This is a genomic window from Psychrobacter sp. 1Y4 (assembly GCF_051847555.1).
Genome location: NZ_JBPYDE010000001.1, coordinates 189,567 through 209,611 on the forward strand (window position 1 = coordinate 189,567; position 20,045 = coordinate 209,611).

The 20,045-nt window shown below is 43.2% G+C and carries 18 protein-coding genes; 13 read left to right on the forward strand and 5 right to left on the reverse strand.

Translation table 11 applies throughout. From position 1 onward, the window contains the following. Positions 1-179 precede the first annotated feature (179 nt). The 4 genes from gltS to ACS8FC_RS00830 form a co-directional block, all read right to left on the reverse strand. Positions 180-1,454 carry a sodium/glutamate symporter gene (gene gltS, locus ACS8FC_RS00815; protein ID WP_439262821.1) on the reverse strand — a complete coding sequence of 425 codons (1,275 nt, stop codon included), beginning with the start codon at positions 1,452-1,454 and terminating at the stop codon, positions 180-182. Between the two features lie 88 nt (positions 1,455-1,542). Then, a complete protein-coding gene (locus ACS8FC_RS00820; RefSeq protein WP_439295585.1) occupies positions 1,543-1,887 on the reverse strand; it encodes a barstar family protein in 345 nt (114 codons plus the stop codon). Position 1,888: 1 nt separating this feature from the next. Continuing rightward, positions 1,889-2,641, reverse strand: a complete 753-nt coding sequence (locus ACS8FC_RS00825) for a ribonuclease domain-containing protein (RefSeq protein ID WP_439295586.1) — start codon at positions 2,639-2,641, stop codon at positions 1,889-1,891. Positions 2,642-2,842: 201 nt separating this feature from the next. After that, positions 2,843-4,144, reverse strand: a complete 1,302-nt coding sequence (locus tag ACS8FC_RS00830; protein ID WP_439262815.1) for a glutamate-5-semialdehyde dehydrogenase — start codon at positions 4,142-4,144, stop codon at positions 2,843-2,845. Positions 4,145-4,596: 452 nt separating this feature from the next. Here ACS8FC_RS00830 and ACS8FC_RS00835 point away from each other — a divergent pair, with 452 nt between their 5' ends. From ACS8FC_RS00835 to ACS8FC_RS00880, 10 genes are all read left to right on the forward strand, one after another. Beyond that, a complete protein-coding gene (locus ACS8FC_RS00835) occupies positions 4,597-4,953 on the forward strand; it encodes a hypothetical protein (protein ID WP_439295587.1) in 357 nt (118 codons plus the stop codon). A 334-nt stretch (positions 4,954-5,287) separates the two neighbouring features. Next, positions 5,288-6,085 carry an ABC transporter ATP-binding protein gene (locus ACS8FC_RS00840; RefSeq protein ID WP_439295588.1) on the forward strand — a complete coding sequence of 266 codons (798 nt, stop codon included), beginning with the start codon at positions 5,288-5,290 and terminating at the stop codon, positions 6,083-6,085. Positions 6,086-6,434: 349 nt separating this feature from the next. Further along, positions 6,435-7,235 (forward strand): transporter substrate-binding domain-containing protein, encoded by an 801-nt coding sequence (locus tag ACS8FC_RS00845; protein ID WP_299218206.1) that lies wholly within the window; start codon positions 6,435-6,437, stop codon positions 7,233-7,235. A 32-nt stretch (positions 7,236-7,267) separates the two neighbouring features. After that, complete coding sequence (locus tag ACS8FC_RS00850; RefSeq protein ID WP_439295589.1) at positions 7,268-8,209, forward strand: transporter substrate-binding domain-containing protein; 942 nt, start codon at positions 7,268-7,270, stop codon at positions 8,207-8,209. Between the two features lie 89 nt (positions 8,210-8,298). Continuing rightward, entirely contained in the window at positions 8,299-9,216 is a 918-nt protein-coding gene (locus tag ACS8FC_RS00855) for an ABC transporter substrate-binding protein (RefSeq protein ID WP_439295656.1), read from the forward strand. 383 nt (positions 9,217-9,599) lie between these two features. Beyond that, positions 9,600-10,319, forward strand: a complete 720-nt coding sequence (locus tag ACS8FC_RS00860; RefSeq protein WP_439295590.1) for an ABC transporter permease — start codon at positions 9,600-9,602, stop codon at positions 10,317-10,319. A gap of 13 nt (positions 10,320-10,332) precedes the next feature. Beyond that, positions 10,333-11,058 carry an ABC transporter permease gene (locus ACS8FC_RS00865; protein WP_439295591.1) on the forward strand — a complete coding sequence of 242 codons (726 nt, stop codon included), beginning with the start codon at positions 10,333-10,335 and terminating at the stop codon, positions 11,056-11,058. A gap of 146 nt (positions 11,059-11,204) precedes the next feature. Continuing rightward, positions 11,205-11,945, forward strand: coding sequence for a fumarylacetoacetate hydrolase family protein (locus tag ACS8FC_RS00870; protein ID WP_439295592.1), 741 nt, complete (start codon positions 11,205-11,207; stop codon positions 11,943-11,945). A gap of 245 nt (positions 11,946-12,190) precedes the next feature. Next, positions 12,191-14,419 (forward strand): PhoX family protein, encoded by a 2,229-nt coding sequence (locus tag ACS8FC_RS00875; protein ID WP_439295657.1) that lies wholly within the window; start codon positions 12,191-12,193, stop codon positions 14,417-14,419. A 125-nt stretch (positions 14,420-14,544) separates the two neighbouring features. Continuing rightward, the gene (locus tag ACS8FC_RS00880) at positions 14,545-16,038 is read left to right on the forward strand and encodes an alpha/beta fold hydrolase (protein ID WP_439295593.1); all 1,494 of its coding nucleotides are present in this window, start codon (positions 14,545-14,547) and stop codon (positions 16,036-16,038) included. A gap of 104 nt (positions 16,039-16,142) precedes the next feature. Here ACS8FC_RS00880 and hslO read toward each other — a convergent pair whose 3' ends face one another. Beyond that, positions 16,143-17,120: an Hsp33 family molecular chaperone HslO gene (gene hslO / locus ACS8FC_RS00885; RefSeq protein WP_439295594.1), complete on the reverse strand. Its 978-nt coding sequence runs from the start codon at positions 17,118-17,120 to the stop codon at positions 16,143-16,145. 358 nt (positions 17,121-17,478) lie between these two features. On the opposite strand from hslO, the gene ACS8FC_RS00890 reads away from it, so the two are divergent. The 3 genes from ACS8FC_RS00890 (at position 17,479) to ACS8FC_RS00900 (ending at position 19,926) form a co-directional block, all read left to right on the forward strand. Beyond that, positions 17,479-18,414 (forward strand): glutamate/aspartate ABC transporter substrate-binding protein, encoded by a 936-nt coding sequence (locus ACS8FC_RS00890; RefSeq protein ID WP_439295658.1) that lies wholly within the window; start codon positions 17,479-17,481, stop codon positions 18,412-18,414. Positions 18,415-18,511: 97 nt separating this feature from the next. Beyond that, the gene (locus ACS8FC_RS00895; protein ID WP_439262796.1) at positions 18,512-19,258 is read left to right on the forward strand and encodes an amino acid ABC transporter permease; all 747 of its coding nucleotides are present in this window, start codon (positions 18,512-18,514) and stop codon (positions 19,256-19,258) included. After that, complete coding sequence (locus tag ACS8FC_RS00900; RefSeq protein ID WP_439262795.1) at positions 19,255-19,926, forward strand: ABC transporter permease subunit; 672 nt, start codon at positions 19,255-19,257, stop codon at positions 19,924-19,926. The genes ACS8FC_RS00895 and ACS8FC_RS00900 overlap by 4 nt, the downstream gene beginning before the upstream one ends. The last annotated feature ends 119 nt before the right edge of the window (positions 19,927-20,045 follow it).

Genomic DNA, 20,045 nt, shown 5'->3' on the forward strand with positions numbered 1-20,045 from the left:
TTTTTATACAACATTGATAACGGCTAATGGTTTTGGTGTCATTATAAGTTGCGTAACAAAAACGTAAGGTTTGTTCTTTAAACTATGTGATCAGTAAACACGCTAACTAAAAACCCCAACTAACCAAAGTGTAGTTGGGGCTTTAATTATTACTAAGACTGGTCTAAAAAGTCTTGTTTTTACATAAACGGCAAATTAACGAATATTTGCAATACCGTAGCGTTGACAATATCGACAAAGAATGCACCAACCATTGGCACAATTAAGAACGCCTTATACGAAGGCAGGTAGCGATCGGTGACCGCCTGCATATTTGCAATCGCAGTCGGCGTTGCTCCCATACCAAAACCACAATGTCCTGCTGACAAGACAGCAGCATCGTAGTTTTTGCCCATTACCTTAAAGGTTACTAGGTACACATAGATAATCATAATCACCGTTTGTACAATTAAGATAATCAGTACAGGTCCTGCCAAATCAGTCAGCTGCCATAGTTTTAGTGACAACAATGCCATGGCCAAAAACAGGCTTAAAGAGGCGTTACCTAATACATCAATGGCACGGTCAAACATCTCGAAGTTAAAAAATATCGTCAGTACGTTACGAATAATCACACCGCCTGCCAGCGCCCAGACGAAGGTAGGCAACTCAAACCAAGTATCGGCTGCAACCAATGTCATGGTTTCTGCAAACGCCAGTGCACCGGCGAACAATGCCAAAGTTTCGATAGTAGAGGACGCAGTAATAAGACGAATGTGGTCAGGTCTTTCAAAGATTTCTTTATCATTTAAAATGTCGTCTTCGTCGTGCTTGGTACTATATAGTGACTGCGCGCCTGTTACCTTTTCGATATCACTTGGACTTTGATTGTAGGGAGTTGGCTCTATACCAAGCCTTTGAATCAACCGACGAGCTACAGGCCCACCGACTACGCCGCCTGCGACTAGACCATAAGTTGCAACAGCGATACCTAGAGTCGTTGCACCGACTACGCCATATTGCTCCTCTAAAGTAATGCCCCAGGCGCCTGCTGTACCATGTCCACCAGTAAGCGCGATAGAACCTGTGACCAACCCAAGTAAAGGGTCAAGTCCAAGAGCACTTGCCATCGCGACACCAACGATATCCTGCAAGATAATAAAAACGGAAACCACAATGGTGAAAACTAATAATGGCGTACCACCTGCTTTGAGCTTACTAAAATCAGCACTCAGACCGATAGAGGCAAAGAACATCAGCATGGTCGCCGTTTGCAATCCTTGGTGAAAGTTAAAGCTAAATCCCCAAAATATATTTAATATATAAACAACGACTGCAGCGACCAAACCACCTGCAACTGGTTCTGGAATATTAAAGTTTTCTAAAAATTTAATATTTTTAACCAAAAAACGCCCTAGCAGTAGTACTAAAGTGGCTAGTATCAAGGTGTAATAGCCATTTAAAGTAATCTCCATACTTCAATCCTTTCTCTAAATATAAATTAACCCAAATTTGGGACAAAATTATATTTATCCCAAATTTAGGTCTCGTGATAATTAGCGACTAATCCTTGTCTTTTGTCGGCATAGTCACCCAAAGTTGCGGCTTGCCGAAGTCCTTATAGGCATCTTCAATAATGCCTTTAAAAACGTTAAAGTCCTCAGTGTTTATGTTCTCTACCGCAGCCAAATTAAGCGCTAGATATGCAAATTTACTGTCTGTCAAACAATCCCACGCACTGTCCCAGTTATGGGCAAAGTAGCTGGGGAAATCGCACGCTTCGGCTAAACTTGTTAAAAGTGTTTCTTTATCAAAAACCTTACCGATTGGGATATCGATAGCCTGCTCAGGAATGCTATCACTAAGTGTTATACCGTTTTGATTAATATAGTAAATGGCTTGGCTCATATCAGTTTACCTGCAGTTTTTGAAAGCTATCGTAATGGTCGATGGTCAAATAATAGACGGTAGGAGGGTTGCCACCAGTGACAATACGCCGCGCTCCTCGATGAGACACCCCAGGCGTAGGTACGGTGTACTCACGGTAGTAGCCTTGGGACTGGGCAGGCAGTCTGCTTTCACGATTATAAAAGGTAGTACCGTCTTTATTCGGATATGGAAAAGGTCCACCTTGTTGAATCAGCGCGACTGTTTGGTCTATCTGAGGGTCGCCAGTGATAGCGTTTGTCTGTGTCTCAATATAAGAAGAGGTTGACGTAGTATTAGATGGAGCATCACCGAGTAACGCCAGCTTTAATTCTGTATAGCCAAAGAATATGATGGCAATAAGAATAAGTACGCTAAGAGCAGTCGATTTCCAGCTTTTTTTGTTCTGCCTATTAGAGTTACTAGTATCGTTACGGCTATTCACGTCACTTAGTCTCTGACTGCCGCTCTGATGACTTTGGTTTGAACGTATTGAGGCGTGATTTACTTTGGCGGAACTCTCTTCGATACTCAACGAAGCATCCGTAACCTCAGTTGCTCGCAATTGATCTTTATGGTTACGTTCGCTATTAAAATAGACTCGTTGACCTACGGTAATTGGCTGCGACAACCTGACGTTACTGACATGAAAGAAGACATCTTCACTTTGCTCATCAACATCGATAAAGCCATAGCCTTTATCTGAGTTATAGTGCTTAATTTTGCCACTTTGCATGAGACCATGTTCCTATATAATGTTTTCGTTATGTTGCAACCTGATCTTTATCATGGTTTTCATTGAGAAAGTGAGTTTTTATGGCCCATTTACCCTCAATAAAAAAACGCCAGCAATGGGGCTGACGTTTTTTGTGGATTATACTTGAGGTTAGGTCATAAGTGGTAGGTTAAGGAGTAAAAGTTAACAAGAGACAACAAGTTAGGCACGTGTCTCACCATGTCCATAGACGATCCACTTCTGTGAGGTTAGGCCTTCGAGTCCTACCGGGCCACGCGCGTGAATCTTGTCGGTTGAGATGCCAATCTCTGCGCCCAAGCCATACTCAAAACCATCTGCGAAACGACTAGAAGCATTAATCATGACGCTTGCTGAGTCCACTTCACGAATAAAGCGCTGCGACTTAGTATAGTTATCAGTAATGATGACATCAGTATGATGGCTGCCATGGGTGTTGATATGTTCAATGGCTTCATCGATGCCTGCCACGATTTTAATCGCTAAGATAGGCGCTAGATATTCGGTATCCCAGTCCTCATCGGTTGCAGACGATAGGTGACCCTCAAGCTTGGCATTGTCATTCAAGAGAGCTTGCGCCTTATCATCGAGACGTAGTTGCATGGCGTCATCAGCTTGTACGATAGCTTCAGCAATCTTCGGTAATAGCTCATCTGCAATCGTGTCATCGAGCAATAACGTCTCCATCGTGTTGCATGTGCCATAGCGATGGGTTTTTGCATTGACGCTGACATCGATGGCGATTTTTGAATCAGCGTCGCTATCGATAAAGGTATGGCAATTACCGTCTAAGTGTTTGATGACGGGTACTTTGGCATCATTACTAATACGAGCAATCAAGCCTTTGCCGCCACGCGGTACAATGACATCGACGTATTCTGTCATAGTAATAAGCTCGCCAACGGCAGCGCGATCTGTGGTTTGCAGTACTTGTACGCTATGCTCAGAGAGGCCCGCTTTTTTTAGGCCTTGGTGGATACATTTAGCGATTGCTTGATTGGATTCAAAGGCTTCAGAGCCACCGCGTAGAATAATGGCGTTACCTGATTTTAGGGCCAATGAAGCAGCTTCTAAAGTAACGTTTGGGCGTGACTCATAAATCATGCCAACGACGCCAAGTGGCACGCGCATTTTACCTAAGTGAATACCAGATGGGCGATAGGTCATATCGGTGACCTCACCGATAGGATCAGGCAGGGCTGCGACATCTTTTAGACCTTGAAGCATGCCCTCAAAGCGATCTTCGTTGAGCTCTAAGCGATCTAAGAGTGCTGCTTCAAGGTCGTTTTTTTGACCGTTATCCATATCGATTTTGTTAGCAGATAAAATATCTTGTTTGTTATCAACTAATACATCACGAATCGCTATCAATGCTGAATTTTTATCGCCAGTATTGGCAGCGGCAAGCGTACGCGATGCTGTACGAGCTTGTTTGCCGACTTGTTGCATGTAAGTAGCGACATCTGCGGTATTTGATTGACTCATAGAAGGGTTCCTTGTGTGTGTGGATGAGAGTTTTTCACTAATAAGGGGTTGTCATTGGCAAGAATTTACGTTTTTTCGCCTTCACAACGTGATGCTATTTAACATAGAGGAGTTACCGTCGATAGTAAAGATGAATTTGTGAACAGTATCTGCTTTTACTTAGCAATTTTTGTCACTTACAATGTCTTTGCCAGCCTTTATAAATATAAGATTTAAATCAAAATATTGTCTATTCGTAAGTCTGTTAACTCAAAATAATCATATAAAAAACTTAATACGTACGCGGTTACGCACTTTTAACATAACTGTGCTGTAAATACTAAGGTAGTGACAAACAGTTATCAGTATAGTTGAGTACTAAATAACCAGACATTCCCTAAACTCAATATCCATTAAGTGGGTTTAGAAAATTTTTTCATCCCATTATGCTTATTAAGCAACGGAGAGTTCAGATGAATACTATTAAAGATATGACTACCTCAGATACGACCACTCACAAACCTATGCATAAAAAGTGGCTTTACGCTTCTTTAGCAGCAGCGGCTTTAACATTGAGTGCTTGTGCAGATAAAGAAGCACCTATGAGTGAAGACGAAACAGCTATGGATGCGCAAGTAGAAGTAGAGCAAGATGCCACTAGTGTTGATGATGTCGAGCAAGTCACAGAAGGAGTCAACAGTGCAGATATCTCTGATGATCCTATGGTGAATGATGATGTTGCCGTTGCTACGGCTGATGAGTCTGAAGTGGCTGACGACACTGAGATACTAGACGGTAGCGAATCAGAAGAGCATGTATCAACCTACTAATTTTAATCTCTTAAATTACTATTAATAAGCTTACAGACTGGCTGTTGATAAGCCTATAAACTGGCTATAACTTAAGCTGACTATTACCAGTTTTATATAAAAAACAGTAATATCATATGTAAGCTCAGATATGCTAACGCTGTCTGAGCTATTTTTATGGAAAAAGGATAAAGAAGCAAGAGATATCAAGCACAAAAAATAGATAGAAAGTTTGCCTTTTGGTCTTGTTTTAGGCGACAATGTGGCGCAAACGTCCTATAGAACTTATTAGCATCATTTTAAGTTATTATTACGCTTCTCCCTTTATTTATTTTTATTGGAAATCTACCGACCCATGCTTGAGACTGCCGCAAACTCGACTCGCCCTATTGCCTTAGAGTTACAAGATCTTCATAAAAGCTTCGGCTCATTGGCTGTGCTCAAAGGTGTATCGTTGACTGCTTATGATGGCGATGTGATCTCTATCTTAGGGTCTTCTGGCTCTGGTAAATCGACTTTACTACGGTGTATTAATCTACTTGAAAAACCAACACAAGGGCATATAAGCATTGGCAATGAAGAGCTCATGCTAAAGCCAACCAAATCTGGCGAGATGCAAGCAGCAGACAACAAGCAGCTTGATAGCTTACGGGCCCGTGTGGGTTTTGTCTTTCAAAACTTTAATTTGTGGCCGCATAAGACCATTCTTCAAAACATCATTGAAGGACCAACACAAGTATTAAAAGTCAAAAAAGAGCAGGCTATCATTGATGCAGAAAAACTGCTAGATAAAGTTGGTTTGCTTGATAAAAAAGACGCTTATCCTGCCAACTTATCAGGCGGTCAGCGTCAACGTGTTGCGATCGCTCGTGCACTTGCTATGCAACCACGGGTATTATTATTTGATGAGCCAACTTCTGCACTTGACCCTGAGCTGGTCAATGAAGTGCTGACCGTTATGCGCGACTTAGCAGAGGAGGGGCGTACGATGTTAATTGTCACTCATGAGATGCGCTTTGCTCGTGAAGTTTCAAACAAAGTGGTGTTTTTGCACCAAGGTGTGATTGAAGAGATAGGCACACCCGAACAAGTGTTTGACAACCCTACCTCAGAGCGAGTCAAAGAGTTTATGGCATCGCACAATCAAAACTAATAGCTAAACTTATCTATAATCTTTTATATAGCGTGCCATATATTAGCCTTAGCTTCAGATAATCAATTACCTGACCACTATTTGACTTTGTCATTCTGAGTCATTCTGACAGTGTCAGATAGTGGCGATAACATACAAACATTAGGTATGTCTTTTATCCTCATTTGATGCTTTATTGCTCGATAATAACAGTCAATATGCAAAACGTTTGTTTTTGATATTTGAGTGAGGTATTATCGAGTTGTTCATAAAATGTCAATACTTGTTATTGTATTTATATCTGGCAAGGATGCCAGACGTTAAAACTACACAAATCTTTATCAAAATTTTATTAAAAAATGAGGAACGTATGATGTCGAACTCTCGCCTATTGTGGTCGTCAATGACCATCACCGCGGCCATTGCACTTAGTGCCTGTAGTCAACCTGCCAACGAGGCCGCTGATACTAACGCTGATGCACCGGCAGCGGACGCGGCTGGTAAGACGATTCGTATCGCAACTGAGGGTGCTTACCCTCCTTTTAACTATACTAATGCTGACGGCAGCTTGGCAGGATTCGATGTCGATGTTGCCAATGCTTTGTGTGAGCAGATGCAAGCCAACTGTGAAATCGTCGCACAAGATTGGGACGGTATCATTCCAGGTCTATTGGCTCAAAAGTATGATGCTGTGGTCGCAGGTATGTCGATTACTCCTGAGCGTCAAGAAAAGGTTGATTTCACTGAGCCTTACTTTGCAAATACCATGGTATGGCTGACCGATACGACTGGCAGTTTTGATCCAATGGCAATGCAAAACCTGACGTTGGGCGGTCAACGTTCAACGACTCCAGGTGCTTATTTGCAGGACAATTATGAAGGTAAAGACGGTAATACGGTTCAATTATATGATAATTATGATAATGCCTACCTAGACCTAAAATCTGGTCGTAGTGATGCTGTATTGGCCGAAAAAGTATCTGCCAAATCGTGGTTAGCAGATAACCCCGAAGGCTTTGGTATTGTTGGTGATGAGATAGATAATGATGACAACATTGCTATCGCTGTACGTAAAAACGACTCTCTTAAAGATGACTTTAATAAGGCGTTGAGTGAGATCCGCAGCAACGGTGAGCTTGCTCGTCTTGAACAAGAAAACTTTGGTCAATAAAAATCTGTTTTAGAAATAAGAGAGTAGCAATTATGACAATATCTATGACATCATCAATCGTAAATAAAGCCAAATGGTTGGCACCGCTTAGCGCTGCTATGCTGATGCTGGCTGGCTGTAACAATAGTACTGCACCAGAAGAGAGCGCTGCCTCTGATACAGCAGTTTCTGATGCGCCTATTAATGTAAAAATCGCCACCGAATCAAGTTACAAGCCATTTAGCTACACAGATGCTGATGGCAAACTTATCGGTTATGAGATTGAACTGGTCGATGCGCTATGTGCGCAAATGCAAGCTGAGTGTGAGGTAATCTCTCAAGATTGGGATGGTCTTATTCCTGGACTTAATGCACAAAAATTCGATGCGATTATCGCTGGTATGTCGATCACACCTGAGCGTAAAGAAGTGGTAGATTTTACGGATCCGTACTTTCACACTGGCATTATCTTAATCGGCAAAAAAGGCGATGACATCAGTGTCGCTGACCTAAAAGGACAGCCTGTAGCTTCGCAGCGCTCAACGGTCTCGTCACAGTACCTGCAAGACGAATACCCTGATGCTGACATCAAGCTTTATGATACTCAAGACAATGCCTATCTAGACCTAACTTCAGGTCGCGTACGTGCAATGATGTCAGATAAAGTGACAGGTATTGATTGGCTAAAGACAGAAGCTGGTCAAGACTATGAAGTCAAAGGCCAAGAGATTAGTACCGAAGAAGATGCCATGGGCATGGCCTTTCGTAAAGGTGATCCTCTAGTTGCCAAATTCAATGAAGCGTTGGCTGAGCTAAAGTCTAATGGTGTCTATGATCAGATCACTGGTAGCTACTTTGGTACCAGCACAACCGCTGCGGCCCAACAAGCGGCAACCACCGACGGTGTTGAAAAAGTTGTCGTCGTGGACGAAGAGGGCGTCGATGCCAATGCTATGATTGCTGAAGAAGAGCAAACAGAATCGGCGACTAATTAATAGCGGATTTAATAAGTAAAATCTGAGCTGTTGGTCTTTAGTAAATATCAAGGATGATTATGAGCAACCATTTTGTTTCCGCGATCGTAATGGCGAATATGTCTGTTGTGAGATCGACTAGAGTGAATCGTTTATTAGCTCCTTCATTGGCTATGGCGGCAGCGTTTACGTTAGCTGGTTGTAGTAATAGTCAAGACAGTGCTGAGAACGTTAATGCAACAGCTGATGAGACTACGGCGGCGACTGAGTCAGGTGAGATGCTACGTATTGGTACCGAAGGCGCTTATGCGCCTTTTAACTATACCAATGCAGATGGGACACTCGGCGGTTTCGATGTCGATATGGCCAATGCCATTTGTGCGGATATGCAAGTCACCTGTGAGATTACGGCGCAAGATTGGGACGGTATCATTCCTGGCCTGAAGGCCGGCAAGTATGATGCGATTGTAGCTGCGATGTCTATAACGCCAGAGCGCGCGCAGCAAGTCAGCTTTACTGATCCTTATTTTAGCAATACCTTGGTATTTTTGGCCAAAAAAGACAGTGGCTTTGATCCAAGTCTGAGTAGTGATATCGATGCTCACTCTATCGCCGCCCAGCGCTCGACCATCTCTTCACAGTGGTTAGAGGAGGCTTATCCAAAAGCCAATATGAAGTTATATGATACTTTGAGCAATGCGTTTTTGGACTTAGGGTCAGGTCGCGTTGATGCAATGATCTCTGATAAGCTGCCAGCGCTAGAATGGTTAAGCTCACCATCAGGTAGCGGATATGTGGTCAAAGGTGATGAGATCGATATCGATGATAACTTTGCAATCGCTGTGCGTCCTGGCGATGCTTTGCAAGCAAAAATTAATCAATCATTGGCGAATCTAAAAGCTGATGGTACTTACGATAAGCTCAACCAAAAGTACTTTGCTATGCCGGCGACTGAGACTGATACTGATAATGAGGCTACGCCAACTGTGGTAACCGATGAACCTATCGCAGATACTGCTGCTCAATAGAGATGTCTTGCTCTAATGATTTATAAGCCAACCCCAAAATACTTATCTTATTAGTCAAAAGGATATTGCCAAACTGGTGATATCCTTTTTATTTTGTCGATGGTTTTTTATCTTACTGACTGTACAGTCTTGCCAAATTTATCCTCGTAGTCGGGGTTTTGACAATAGCAATGTTCATTTATAGACAGGTTTTGCTTATGAGCAGTAACATAGAGCTTGCCGATTATGATAAAATCACGGCGCATTTCTACCGAGTCAATCCATCATCGTCTGTGCACAAGTTTAACTGAGTTGCTGCTCTAGAAAATATAAGACGATTGATACTGATTCTTTTAACTAACATTCTGCTAACTTGCTAATATAAAGAGACTGAGTGGACAACTGTGTTTGACTTACAAGGATTTGGCGCGCTCTTACTGAGCGGCGCAACCGTCACTATCAAGCTTGCCTTGACCAGCTTAGTTATAGGCATGGTCCTCGGGCTTTTGGGTGCGACTGCTAAGCTGTCCAAGATTTGGATACTACGTAAAATTGCGACTGTCTATACAGCCACGATGCGCGGTATTCCTGAGCTACTATTGGTGCTGTTTATATATTATGGCGGCTCTATACTGCTGATGAGCGTACTCAAAAAGTTTGGTTATAACGACTATATTGAGATCAGTGCGTTTTGGGGCGGGGTCATGGCCTTGTCTATTGCCTTTGGTGCATATGCGACCGAGATTTTACGGATGTCCATTCAGGAGATTCCAGTAGGTCAAAGTGAGGCGGCTCAAGCGGTTGGCATGCGTCCTCTTCAGACGTTTTATCGGATTACTTTACCGCAAGTGTGGCAGATTGCCCTACCAGGTTTGGGTAATTTATTTTTGGTACTGCTCAAAGATACCGCTTTGGTATCAGTCATCGGTCTTAAAGATATTATGTATCAGTCATCGCGCGCCGCTCAGTCAACCCAGCAGCCTTTTACGTTTTATATGGCAGCAGCGATTATTTATTTGGGGCTGACGATGCTCATAACCGGCTTTATGATGTGGCTTGAATGGCGTGCAAATCCAGCAGCACGCTATGCAAAGAAGCTTAGCCGTCAATCGACCACAGGGTAGAGGAGAGATACTCATGGATTGGAATTGGCAGGTTATTTTTGATCATATCCCAGATCTATTGGGCGGTGCAGTGTTGACCGTGCAACTGGTGGTAGTCTCAGGCATCATTGGGCTATTTTTAGGTTTGGTTTTAGCGTTATTAAGATTATCCAAAAGCTGGTTGGTACAGATTATACCTTTTTTGTATATCTTCTTCTTTCGTGGTACGCCGCTGCTGGTACAAATATTCTTGATTTACTATGGTCTTGGCCAGTTTGAAGCCGTTCGTGATTCGTTCTTGTGGGAGCCAGTACTTAGCCAAGCTTATTGGTGTGCCATTATCGCGTTTACGATGAATACGAGTGCGTATCTTGCCGAAATTATTCGTGGAGCCATTCAGACCATCCCAGTCGGTGAGCTTGAAGCGGCCGATGCGATCGGCATGTCAAAATGGCAAAAGCTCACCCGTATTACTTTGCCGCGAGCATTTGGTATTGTGATTCCAGCGTATAGTAACGAAGTGATTTTTATGCTTAAGGGTAGTGCCTTAGCCTCAACAATTGCGCTGATGGATATCACTGGGGTAGCTCGTACTATCAGCGCCCGTACTTATACTTTGATGGAATTATTCTTCGCTGCAGGTGTCGTCTACTTACTACTGTCATGGGTGATTTTATTCGTTTTTGGCAGGTTTGAAAAACGCATGAATCGTCATACCAGCTACGTACCACCAGATGTCGTGACACGTACTATCCCGTGATATAAGACCATGTTTCTATTACACAGATGATTATACATTACGATAGAGCGATTGATTGACCGCTACTAAAAGATAATAATGAAAAATAGTGATGAAAGTTGCTTGATAAATGCTCGTATGACTTCCTTTTATAGTGAGAACGCATTATGACTGAATCCCCCCATGTTTCTTTGATTAATGACATTGTTAGAGAGGCTAATGAGTTTAGCATAGACGATGATACCAGCAACCAAAACAAGCGTCATTTGATAGGCAAAGTCGTCTGCGTCGGTCGTAATTATGCTGCCCACGCCGCTGAGCTTGGCAATGCTGTTCCAACGCGTCCATTACTATTTATCAAGCCTGCTTCAAGTATTATCTCTTTATCAGACGTTATTCCTAGTAGTGTCCGTGATACACCTCGTGGAAAAGTATATCCAGTACATTACGAAGCAGAATTCTGTATACGTTTGGGCAAGGATTTAAAGTCAGCTTCGTTAGAAGAGGTTGTCAGTACGACTGGTTTAATTGAAGCAGTCACGCTAGGGCTAGATTTGACCTTGCGAGACTTACAAAGTGAGCTCAAAGAACAAGGCCATCCATGGGAGCGGGCAAAGTGCTTTGATGGCGCATGTGTGCTCGCTGACTGGATTGATCCGCAAGCGTTTGGCGACTGTAGCGATGTGCACTACCAGCTTTATATTAATGATGAGCTTAAGCAAGATGGTAATAGCGCGCTAATGCTGTTTCCTGTTTATGAGTTACTTGCCGAGATTAGCCATGCTTTTAGTTTGCAAGCAGGTGATGTGATTATGACCGGCACCCCAAGTGGGGTTGGTATACTGCATGCAGATGACGAGCTAAAGCTGGTACTGGGCGCCCATGAGTGGCAGGCGCGAGTGCAATAGTGTTGCTTTAACTATAAGCTTAAATAAAAACTTGATGTCTGAAAATATAAAATCCCAAGCCAATGCTTGGGATTTTTTTGTTTAAATAAAGCCTGTTATTTAAATGTCATCGTATCGTCATAAAAGTTCAATAGACTCAAGCGTAATCCGCATTTTCGTAGTGGTAATTACAAAGCTGCTACTGACCCCGTTTATGCTAATCCAGCCTAACAGCAAGGTGACTGACAATGACATTATTGAATAAAATGACACTACTGAATGATAAGCAAAATCTTGCCCACGAAGTTGTTGAAGACTCCAATCCTACTCATAATACTGACTTTCAAAGCATTATCGATCGTCGTCTAAACCGCCGTAGTATCCTAAAAGGTGGTACAGGATTGACAGCAGCTGCTTTTTTTGGCGCACTTCCTTTAGTCGGATGTGCTGACAATGATGAAAGTAGTACTGGAAGCCCCATTGTCAATAACGACAATAATGCTGCTATTCCTGCGCAAGGTGATTTAAAGCGTCCTGAGACTTTAAAGTTTGAAGCAGTCGCACACTCCACTGCCGAAACAATGAGTGTAGCAGAAGGTTATAAAGCTGAGATGATATTACCACTGGGCACACCATTAATTTCTGGTATTAATGATTGGAAAGACAATCGTGAGCAGTCCGCTGAGTCGTTTGATTGGCGTATGGGTGATAACCATGATGGCATGTGGTTCTTTGGCAAAAAGGGTCATGGATACGATGCTAAAGAATCAGAGAATGGTCTGCTAGTCATGAACCATGAATACGTAAATAGTAGCGAGCTAAGCCCGTTTGGTTACCATGTAATCCAAGATAATAATGCTGCGCCTATATTCAAAAATCGCCGCCTCGCAAGCGATGTGCGCCGTGAAGCCAATTGTCATGGCGTGGCTGTAGTTGAGATGACTCGCCGTGCCGATGGCATAGGTTATGAGATGGTACTCAATTCAAAATATAATCGCCGTATTACTAGCAGTACTCAATCGCAGTTAGCAGGGCCAGTTGCTGGCTCTGATTTGGTCAAGACCAAATTTGATCCAACAGGCTTTCAGACTCGTGGGATTAATAATAATTGCGGTGCAGGACTCTCGCCTTGGGGTACATATTTGACCACAGAAGAGAATTTCTTAGGAGTCTTTGCCCGTGGTCAAGATTCCAGTCAATTAACTGCCGCGCAGAATTATGGTCGTGAGCGTTATGGTGCCATAGAAAATTTTGCCAGCTCAGGGTATTTATGGCATACCCCAGAAGCCAAAGACGCCAAAATCTCTGATGAATTTTCCCGCTGGGACATGACTGCTGTCGGTGCAACCGCGACTGACGATTACCGAAATGGTTTTAACACTTTTGGTTATATCACTGAAATCGACCCTTTTGACCAACATTCTATGCCACAAAAACGCACAGCGTTGGGTCGTTTTGCTCACGAAAACTGTGCCTATGCACCTGTTGAGCAAGGCAAACCAGTGGTTTTTTATATGGGTGATGATGCTCGCGGTGAATATATTTATAAGTTTGTCTCCAAAGCTTTGTGGTCCAATAAAGATATAGGGATGGGCCTAAAAGCCGGTGACAAGTATATGAATGAGGGCACGCTATACGTTGCAATCTTTCATGACGATGGTAGTGGTGAGTGGCAGCCGCTGGTTCATGGTCAAAACGGACTGGATGCCTCTAATAGCGTGCTGCCCTTCAATGGACAAGATGACGTATTAGTGTTTGCTCGTGCTGCTGCTGACACGTTAGGGGCAACCAAGATGGACCGTCCTGAATGGGTATCGGTCAGTCCCATTACTGGTGAAGTTTATGTGACTTTGACCAATAATAAATATCGCGGTGAACGTGATGACCAACCAGTGTCTGCAACCAACCCGCGTAGTTATGAGGCTCGTGGTAAAGCGCGCGGCAATGACAATGGTCATATTATTCGCTGGGCAGAAGCAGGAGGTGATCATGCGGCAACGAGCTTTGAGTGGGATATTTATCTATTTGCTGCGCCGAGTACTTTGTCAGCAGAGAACTTATCGCAATTAAATGACAATAACGACCTTTCTTCCCCAGATGGTCTGTACTTTGACCCACGTGGGGTATTGTGGATTCAGACTGATGACGGCGCTTATACCGACACTACTAACTGTATGTTGCTCGCAGCATTACCGGGTAATGTCAGCGATGGCACGCTCAAAACTACCTCGGCAGGACAACAAACTCGTGTCGGTATGAGAGCAAATAATGATAATATCAAACGTTTTTTTGTCGGTCCTGAAGGCTGCGAGGTGACGGGTATTACCCTAACACCAGATTTCAAAACGTTATTTATTAACATTCAGCATCCTGGTAATACGTGGGGTGCAGTCGCAGGCGGTAGTACACCGCGCTCAGCTACGGTCATGATTACTCGCGAGGACGGAGATGTGATACTGGCAGAGTCGTTTGCAACGGATGTGAGAACGACATAGAGGGTGAGTTGTTCGTATTTATTGAAGATGAGCACAGCAATCTTATGTGACAGGATAGAGGTTTTGTTTATCTGATATAGCAGATACTATGAATAGGTACTCTTATCACCAGATACGTCAAAACTATGAACAATCTAGATTCTATCGATTCGATTCACAATTTATTTGCCAAAAATAAGCTTGAGCCTAATATAAGCTCTGGCTCTGATGCTAGCTCAAGGTTTCAAGGTGACTTATATGAAGAGCTGGCTAAGCTTGAATATATCTATATCGATGATGCAATAGAGTTACAGGCAAACGATGATAGAACCACCATTGCATATAATCCTATATCTTTAAGCGACTTTTTTGAGGGATTAGCACAGCTTGCTACAATGGGAGTGGTGGAGGTAACTGATATTGTAGAAGCTATTCACCGTGAGATTGTTTTACGTCTTTTGGGGCGTTTTAATGAAAGCAATGTCAGTAAATGGCAACGTGGTCTCACCGGTCGAATCTATGGAGCGGTACGCCGGGTAGCATCCTTAGTTGGCAATAATCTAGCATTGGCACTGCGATTGTATAAAAACGTAATTAGTCAAAAAGACGCCCGTCCGCTACCAGAATCTTTTAAACAGCTTATCAACGTCCTAAATGGCGTGATGGGCGATCATCTGGTCAATCATGACAATCCCCTCGCGATTCCCATGATTTTATACGATAGCGCCTCACGTCCAAGAAGTGGACAGCTGCAAAACAAAGAGATATCAGGACGCGTTATTATCTTGTGCCATGGTCTTTGCATGAGTCACTTAAGCTGGCAACCAGCTGAACCAAACAGCCTTGGTGCACATATTAAGCGCAGTCTGCCAGAATCTACCGTTCTATATCTTGATTACAATACCGGACGACGTATCTCGCTCAATGGTCGTAACTTCTCCAAAGTACTACAAGAGCTGGTAGCACATAATCCAAACATCAGTCAGATAGACTTAGTTGGACATAGCATGGGCGGATTGGTCGCTCGTAGTGCCTTGTTTTACGGTAAACAGCAAGGCTTTGATTGGGTAAAGCGAGTGGGTAATTTGATTACTCTTGGTTCACCGCATCATGGGGCAAGCCTAGAGCGTATCGGCTATTTTGTACAGGATATGATAGCCAAACTGCCTTTTGCAGGATCACTTGCGAAGCTGGGCGATTTACGTAGTACAGGCATCATCGATTTGCGTCATGGTAGTATTCGTGACGATGACTGGATGTCTTTAGAAGGTCGCAGTGTACTGCCGCAAGAGTTCCATCATCCTGCGCGGTTGCCGCTACATGTCAATACGTATTTTATCGCCGCCACACTAGTTGAAGCTCATTACGACTCCAAGGCCACAAGCTTATTAGGTGATGGTCTGGTGACGATAGAATCTGCGCTAGGGGAATATGATGGTGAACATGCTTTGTCAGTACCTGAAGGACACAAGGCTATTTTCTATGGCGTGAGTCATTACAATTTACTTTATAACGATAGAGTGCACAAACAAGTGGTCGCATGGCTGCTGGATAACGGTCAGAGTAGCGCTAATCAGGACGGAGATGTACTTGGCACTTGCATCCATTCTTATCCTGAAAATATCGAGGTGAGGGTGTAGTTTTATTTTTTTATCTACATTCATCCAGTAAAATAAAACCCCCAAGCATTACACTTGAGGGTTTTAATTATGAGTTCAAATAAAACAAAGTAAGTTAATAATAACTACTCAGCAAATATCGCTGTAACATCGTCTTTGTTAAATTTATAAACTTCACCGCAGAATCCACAATCCATCTCAAAAGTACCGCCTTGCTCTTCGATGATATCCAAAGCTTCTGCTTCACCGATTTGCTCAATCGCCATCTCTGACTTTTTACGTGAACAAGTACAGCCAAAGGCTAGCTCGACAGGGTCAGGGGCGACGACGTTTTCTTCATTGTACAAACGATACAAGATTTCGTTGGTATCAAGTGTGGTCAACTCTTCGGCTTTGACCGTACGAGTCAAAACGCTTAAACGCGTCCATAGATCATCATCGATACCCGCGTCTTCGTTTTGTTCTACCTCATAGGTTTCCTCAGCAGTACGAGGCAGCATTTGTACCAATATACCACCCGCTTGCAAACCGTCAGATGCCAAATTAATCAGCGTTGGAATTTGTGCAGACTGCTTTTGATAATGGGCCAAGCAATCAGCCAAATTGTCATGGCTACGCTCAACGATACCTTGATACGCCTCACCGCCATCGGGCTGAATATTAATAAATAACACACCTTGACCCATAGCCCCAAGCTCAGCGAAGGCTTCATTAGCACGGGTCATGTTTTCCCATGCTTGTACTTGCTCATCTGTATCAGCTTTCCAGCTGGCAAGCGCACGAATAATACCGTTTTGATCACATTCAGCCATTGCCCAATTCAGCAAACTGTCGCTGTCTGATGATTGTAATTGAATAGATAAGCGGCCGTCTATTTTGACAGTACCAATAAGCAAACTGGCCGCCGTTAGCATCTCACCTAGCAAGCGCTTAATCGCTTCAGGGTAGGGCTTTTGAGCGATAGTACTGGCATAACTACGTGATAGACGAACGACATCACCACGTACAGGTGAGTCTTGAATAAAAAAGCGCTGACGTACGTCATTATTGGTAGAAGCCGTGGCAGCTGTCGTTATTTGAGTATTGTGATTGGTTTGAGTCATAAGGCGTTAGTATGATTAAGAAGTTGCTAACTTTATGGGGATTATTGGTAAATTATCAACAACGCCACAAGCATGATAATTAAGTTTAAGTCATAGTGTTCCAATAGAGACTTTATGTGCTGATACAAATCTTGTTGCAATACATGAGATATTATGAATATACGTAGAAAAGTCTATTAAGAGTGTTAAAAGTATTGTACAGTAACATTAAGTTGCTCTATGATAACTGAAAGTAACAGCAAGGATGCTGGACAGTAGGATAAACAATGTTCAGAGTTATCACTATTTGTACTAATTTGATAAAAGGATGTATCTTATGGCTTACTCGCTCTCAAAACCTCTAACACTAGTTGCTGCTATGGCGTTTGGCTTAGCTGGCTGTAATAACAGTAATCAAACGACCAGCGAAGCTCCAGCAGACGACGCTGCAAAGACGGAAACTGCCGCGAGTGCTAGTGGTACCCTACAAAAAATAAAAGATTCTGGCACTATCGTCGTCGGTTATCGTGACTCCTCAATCCCATTTTCTTATATCGCTGATGATCCCAACCAGCCAATGGGCTATGCACACGATTTAGAGATGAAAGTTGTCGAAGCGGTCAAGCAAAAGCTAAACATGCCAGATTTAAACGTCCGTTATAATCTTATCACTTCACAAACTCGTATCCCACTGGTACAAAACGGTACGGTAGACTTTGAGTGTGGCTCAACGACCAATAATGAGGAGCGCCAAAAACAAGTTGCGTTCTCTAATGGCTTTTTTGAGATTGGGACGCGCTTGTTAACCAAAACTGACTCTGGCATTCAAGATTTTGAAGACTTAAAAGGCAAAACCTTAGTTACTACGGCCGGTACGACTTCAGAGCGCTACATTCGCAAATATAATGATGAAAATAATATGGACACCAACGTCATCTCTGCAAAAGATCATGGTGAAGGTTTCTTGATGTTAGAGAACGGCCGTGCCGATGCCTTTATGATGGATGATGTACTGCTCGCTGGCGAAAAAGCCAAAGCCAAAAATCCTGATGAATGGGTCATCGTAGGTGAACCACAGTCGTTTGAAATCTACGGCTGTATGATGCGCAAAGACGACCCTGAGTTTAAAGCGGTGGTCGATGAAGCGCTTGCCAATACCTTTAGCTCAGGTGAGATTAACAGCATCTATGATAAATGGTTCTTAACCCCTATTCCACCGAAAAACGTCAATCTCAACTTTGAGATGTCAGACAACTTAAAGGCTTTAATTGCTAACCCGCACGATAGTGCTCAGCCACAAGACGCTGCACAATAAGACATTTGTCCCTCACTATAGCCGACTCATGCGCTTAGGAAAATCATCTAGATTGACCTAACGCTTGAGTCTATCTTCCGCTGCTCGGAGAGACAAAATGAATTATAGCTGGAACTGGGGTGTGCTCTTTGAGCAAACCGGTATCGGTAATGAGCTGTACTTACATTGGATGATCACCGGTCTTGGCTGGTTGTTATTGATTGGTAGTATTGCATGGGCGATAGCCATGATCATTGGTACCATCTTTGGTATCATGCGCACCTTGCCAAGTAAGACTGCGCGCAGTGTCGGCACCGCCTACGTCACTTTTTTTCGTAATATCCCCTTATTGGTTCAATTATTCTTTTGGTTTTATGTCGCCCCTGGTTGGCTAACACCGGCCTTACAAGAATGGTGGTATAAAGACTTGTCTCCGAATACCTCAGCCATGCTCTCAGCAAGTATCGGGCTTGGCTTATTTACCGCTGCGCGTATCGTTGAGCAAGTGCGTACGGGTATTGAGTCACTACCACAAGGTCAAATCAATGCCGCTTACGCTCTTGGGTTTAGTGTTCCGCAAGCTTATAAACAAGTCTTATTACCCCAAGCCTTTCGTATCATCTTGCCGCCACTTAGCTCTGAGCTGACCAACTGCTTTAAAAACGCATCAGTGGCCTCTTTGGTCGGCGTAATGGAGCTCATTAGCCAGACCAAAACCATTAGCGAATATACTCAAAATAACCTTGAGATTTATACTTACGCGACTGTTATCTATTTGGTATTTAATCTATCCTTAATCGCCATCATGGGTTTGATTGAGCGCAAACTGCGTGTACCAGGGCTTATTGCAGGGAGTCAGAAATGAGTATGATGACCGAACTTGCAACGGCCTATCCAGGTCTAATGGGTGGCATGCTAACCACCTTAAAAGTATTGTTTTTAGCCATTCTCGGTGGTATCAGTTTAGGAACCGTACTCGCTTTAATGCGCTTATCTGGTATTAAGGCGCTAGAAGTACCCGCCAAACTCTACGTCAATTACTTTCGTTCTGTACCGCTGTTACTAGTATTACTATGGTTTTATTTTGCCGTACCGATGATTTATTTTTGGGTAGCTGGTAAATACTTGCAACTTGATGCCGCCTTTGCTTCATGTGTCGTTGCTTTTATGATGTTCGAAGCCGCCTACTTTTCAGAAGTGGTACGGGCAGGTATTCAGTCTATTGGTAGTGGGCAAGTCAATGCTGCAAAAGCCTTGGGTATGACTTATGGGCAGACCATGCGTTTGGTCGTATTACCACAAGCCTTTCGCAAAATGCTGCCACTTATCTTACAACAATGTATTATTTTATTCCAAGATACGACGTTGGTATTTGCTATTGGTTTGACAGACTTTTTCCGTGCAGCCTACGTCCGTGGTGAGCTGATGGGTTTATTGACACCTTATATATTAGGCGCAGGCGCAGTATATTTTGTCATCAGCTTAAGCGCTTCTATCGGTGTGCAACATGTACAAAAACGTCTGAGGTTTTGAGTGTTTTTTAATAACTTTAAAATAATGTGGTTAGGAGCCAGTGATGAGTAATGCTGATACGTATACAAATGACTTTGGCGGACTGGTGACAAACAATGGTCATGCCAGTGATGAGATAG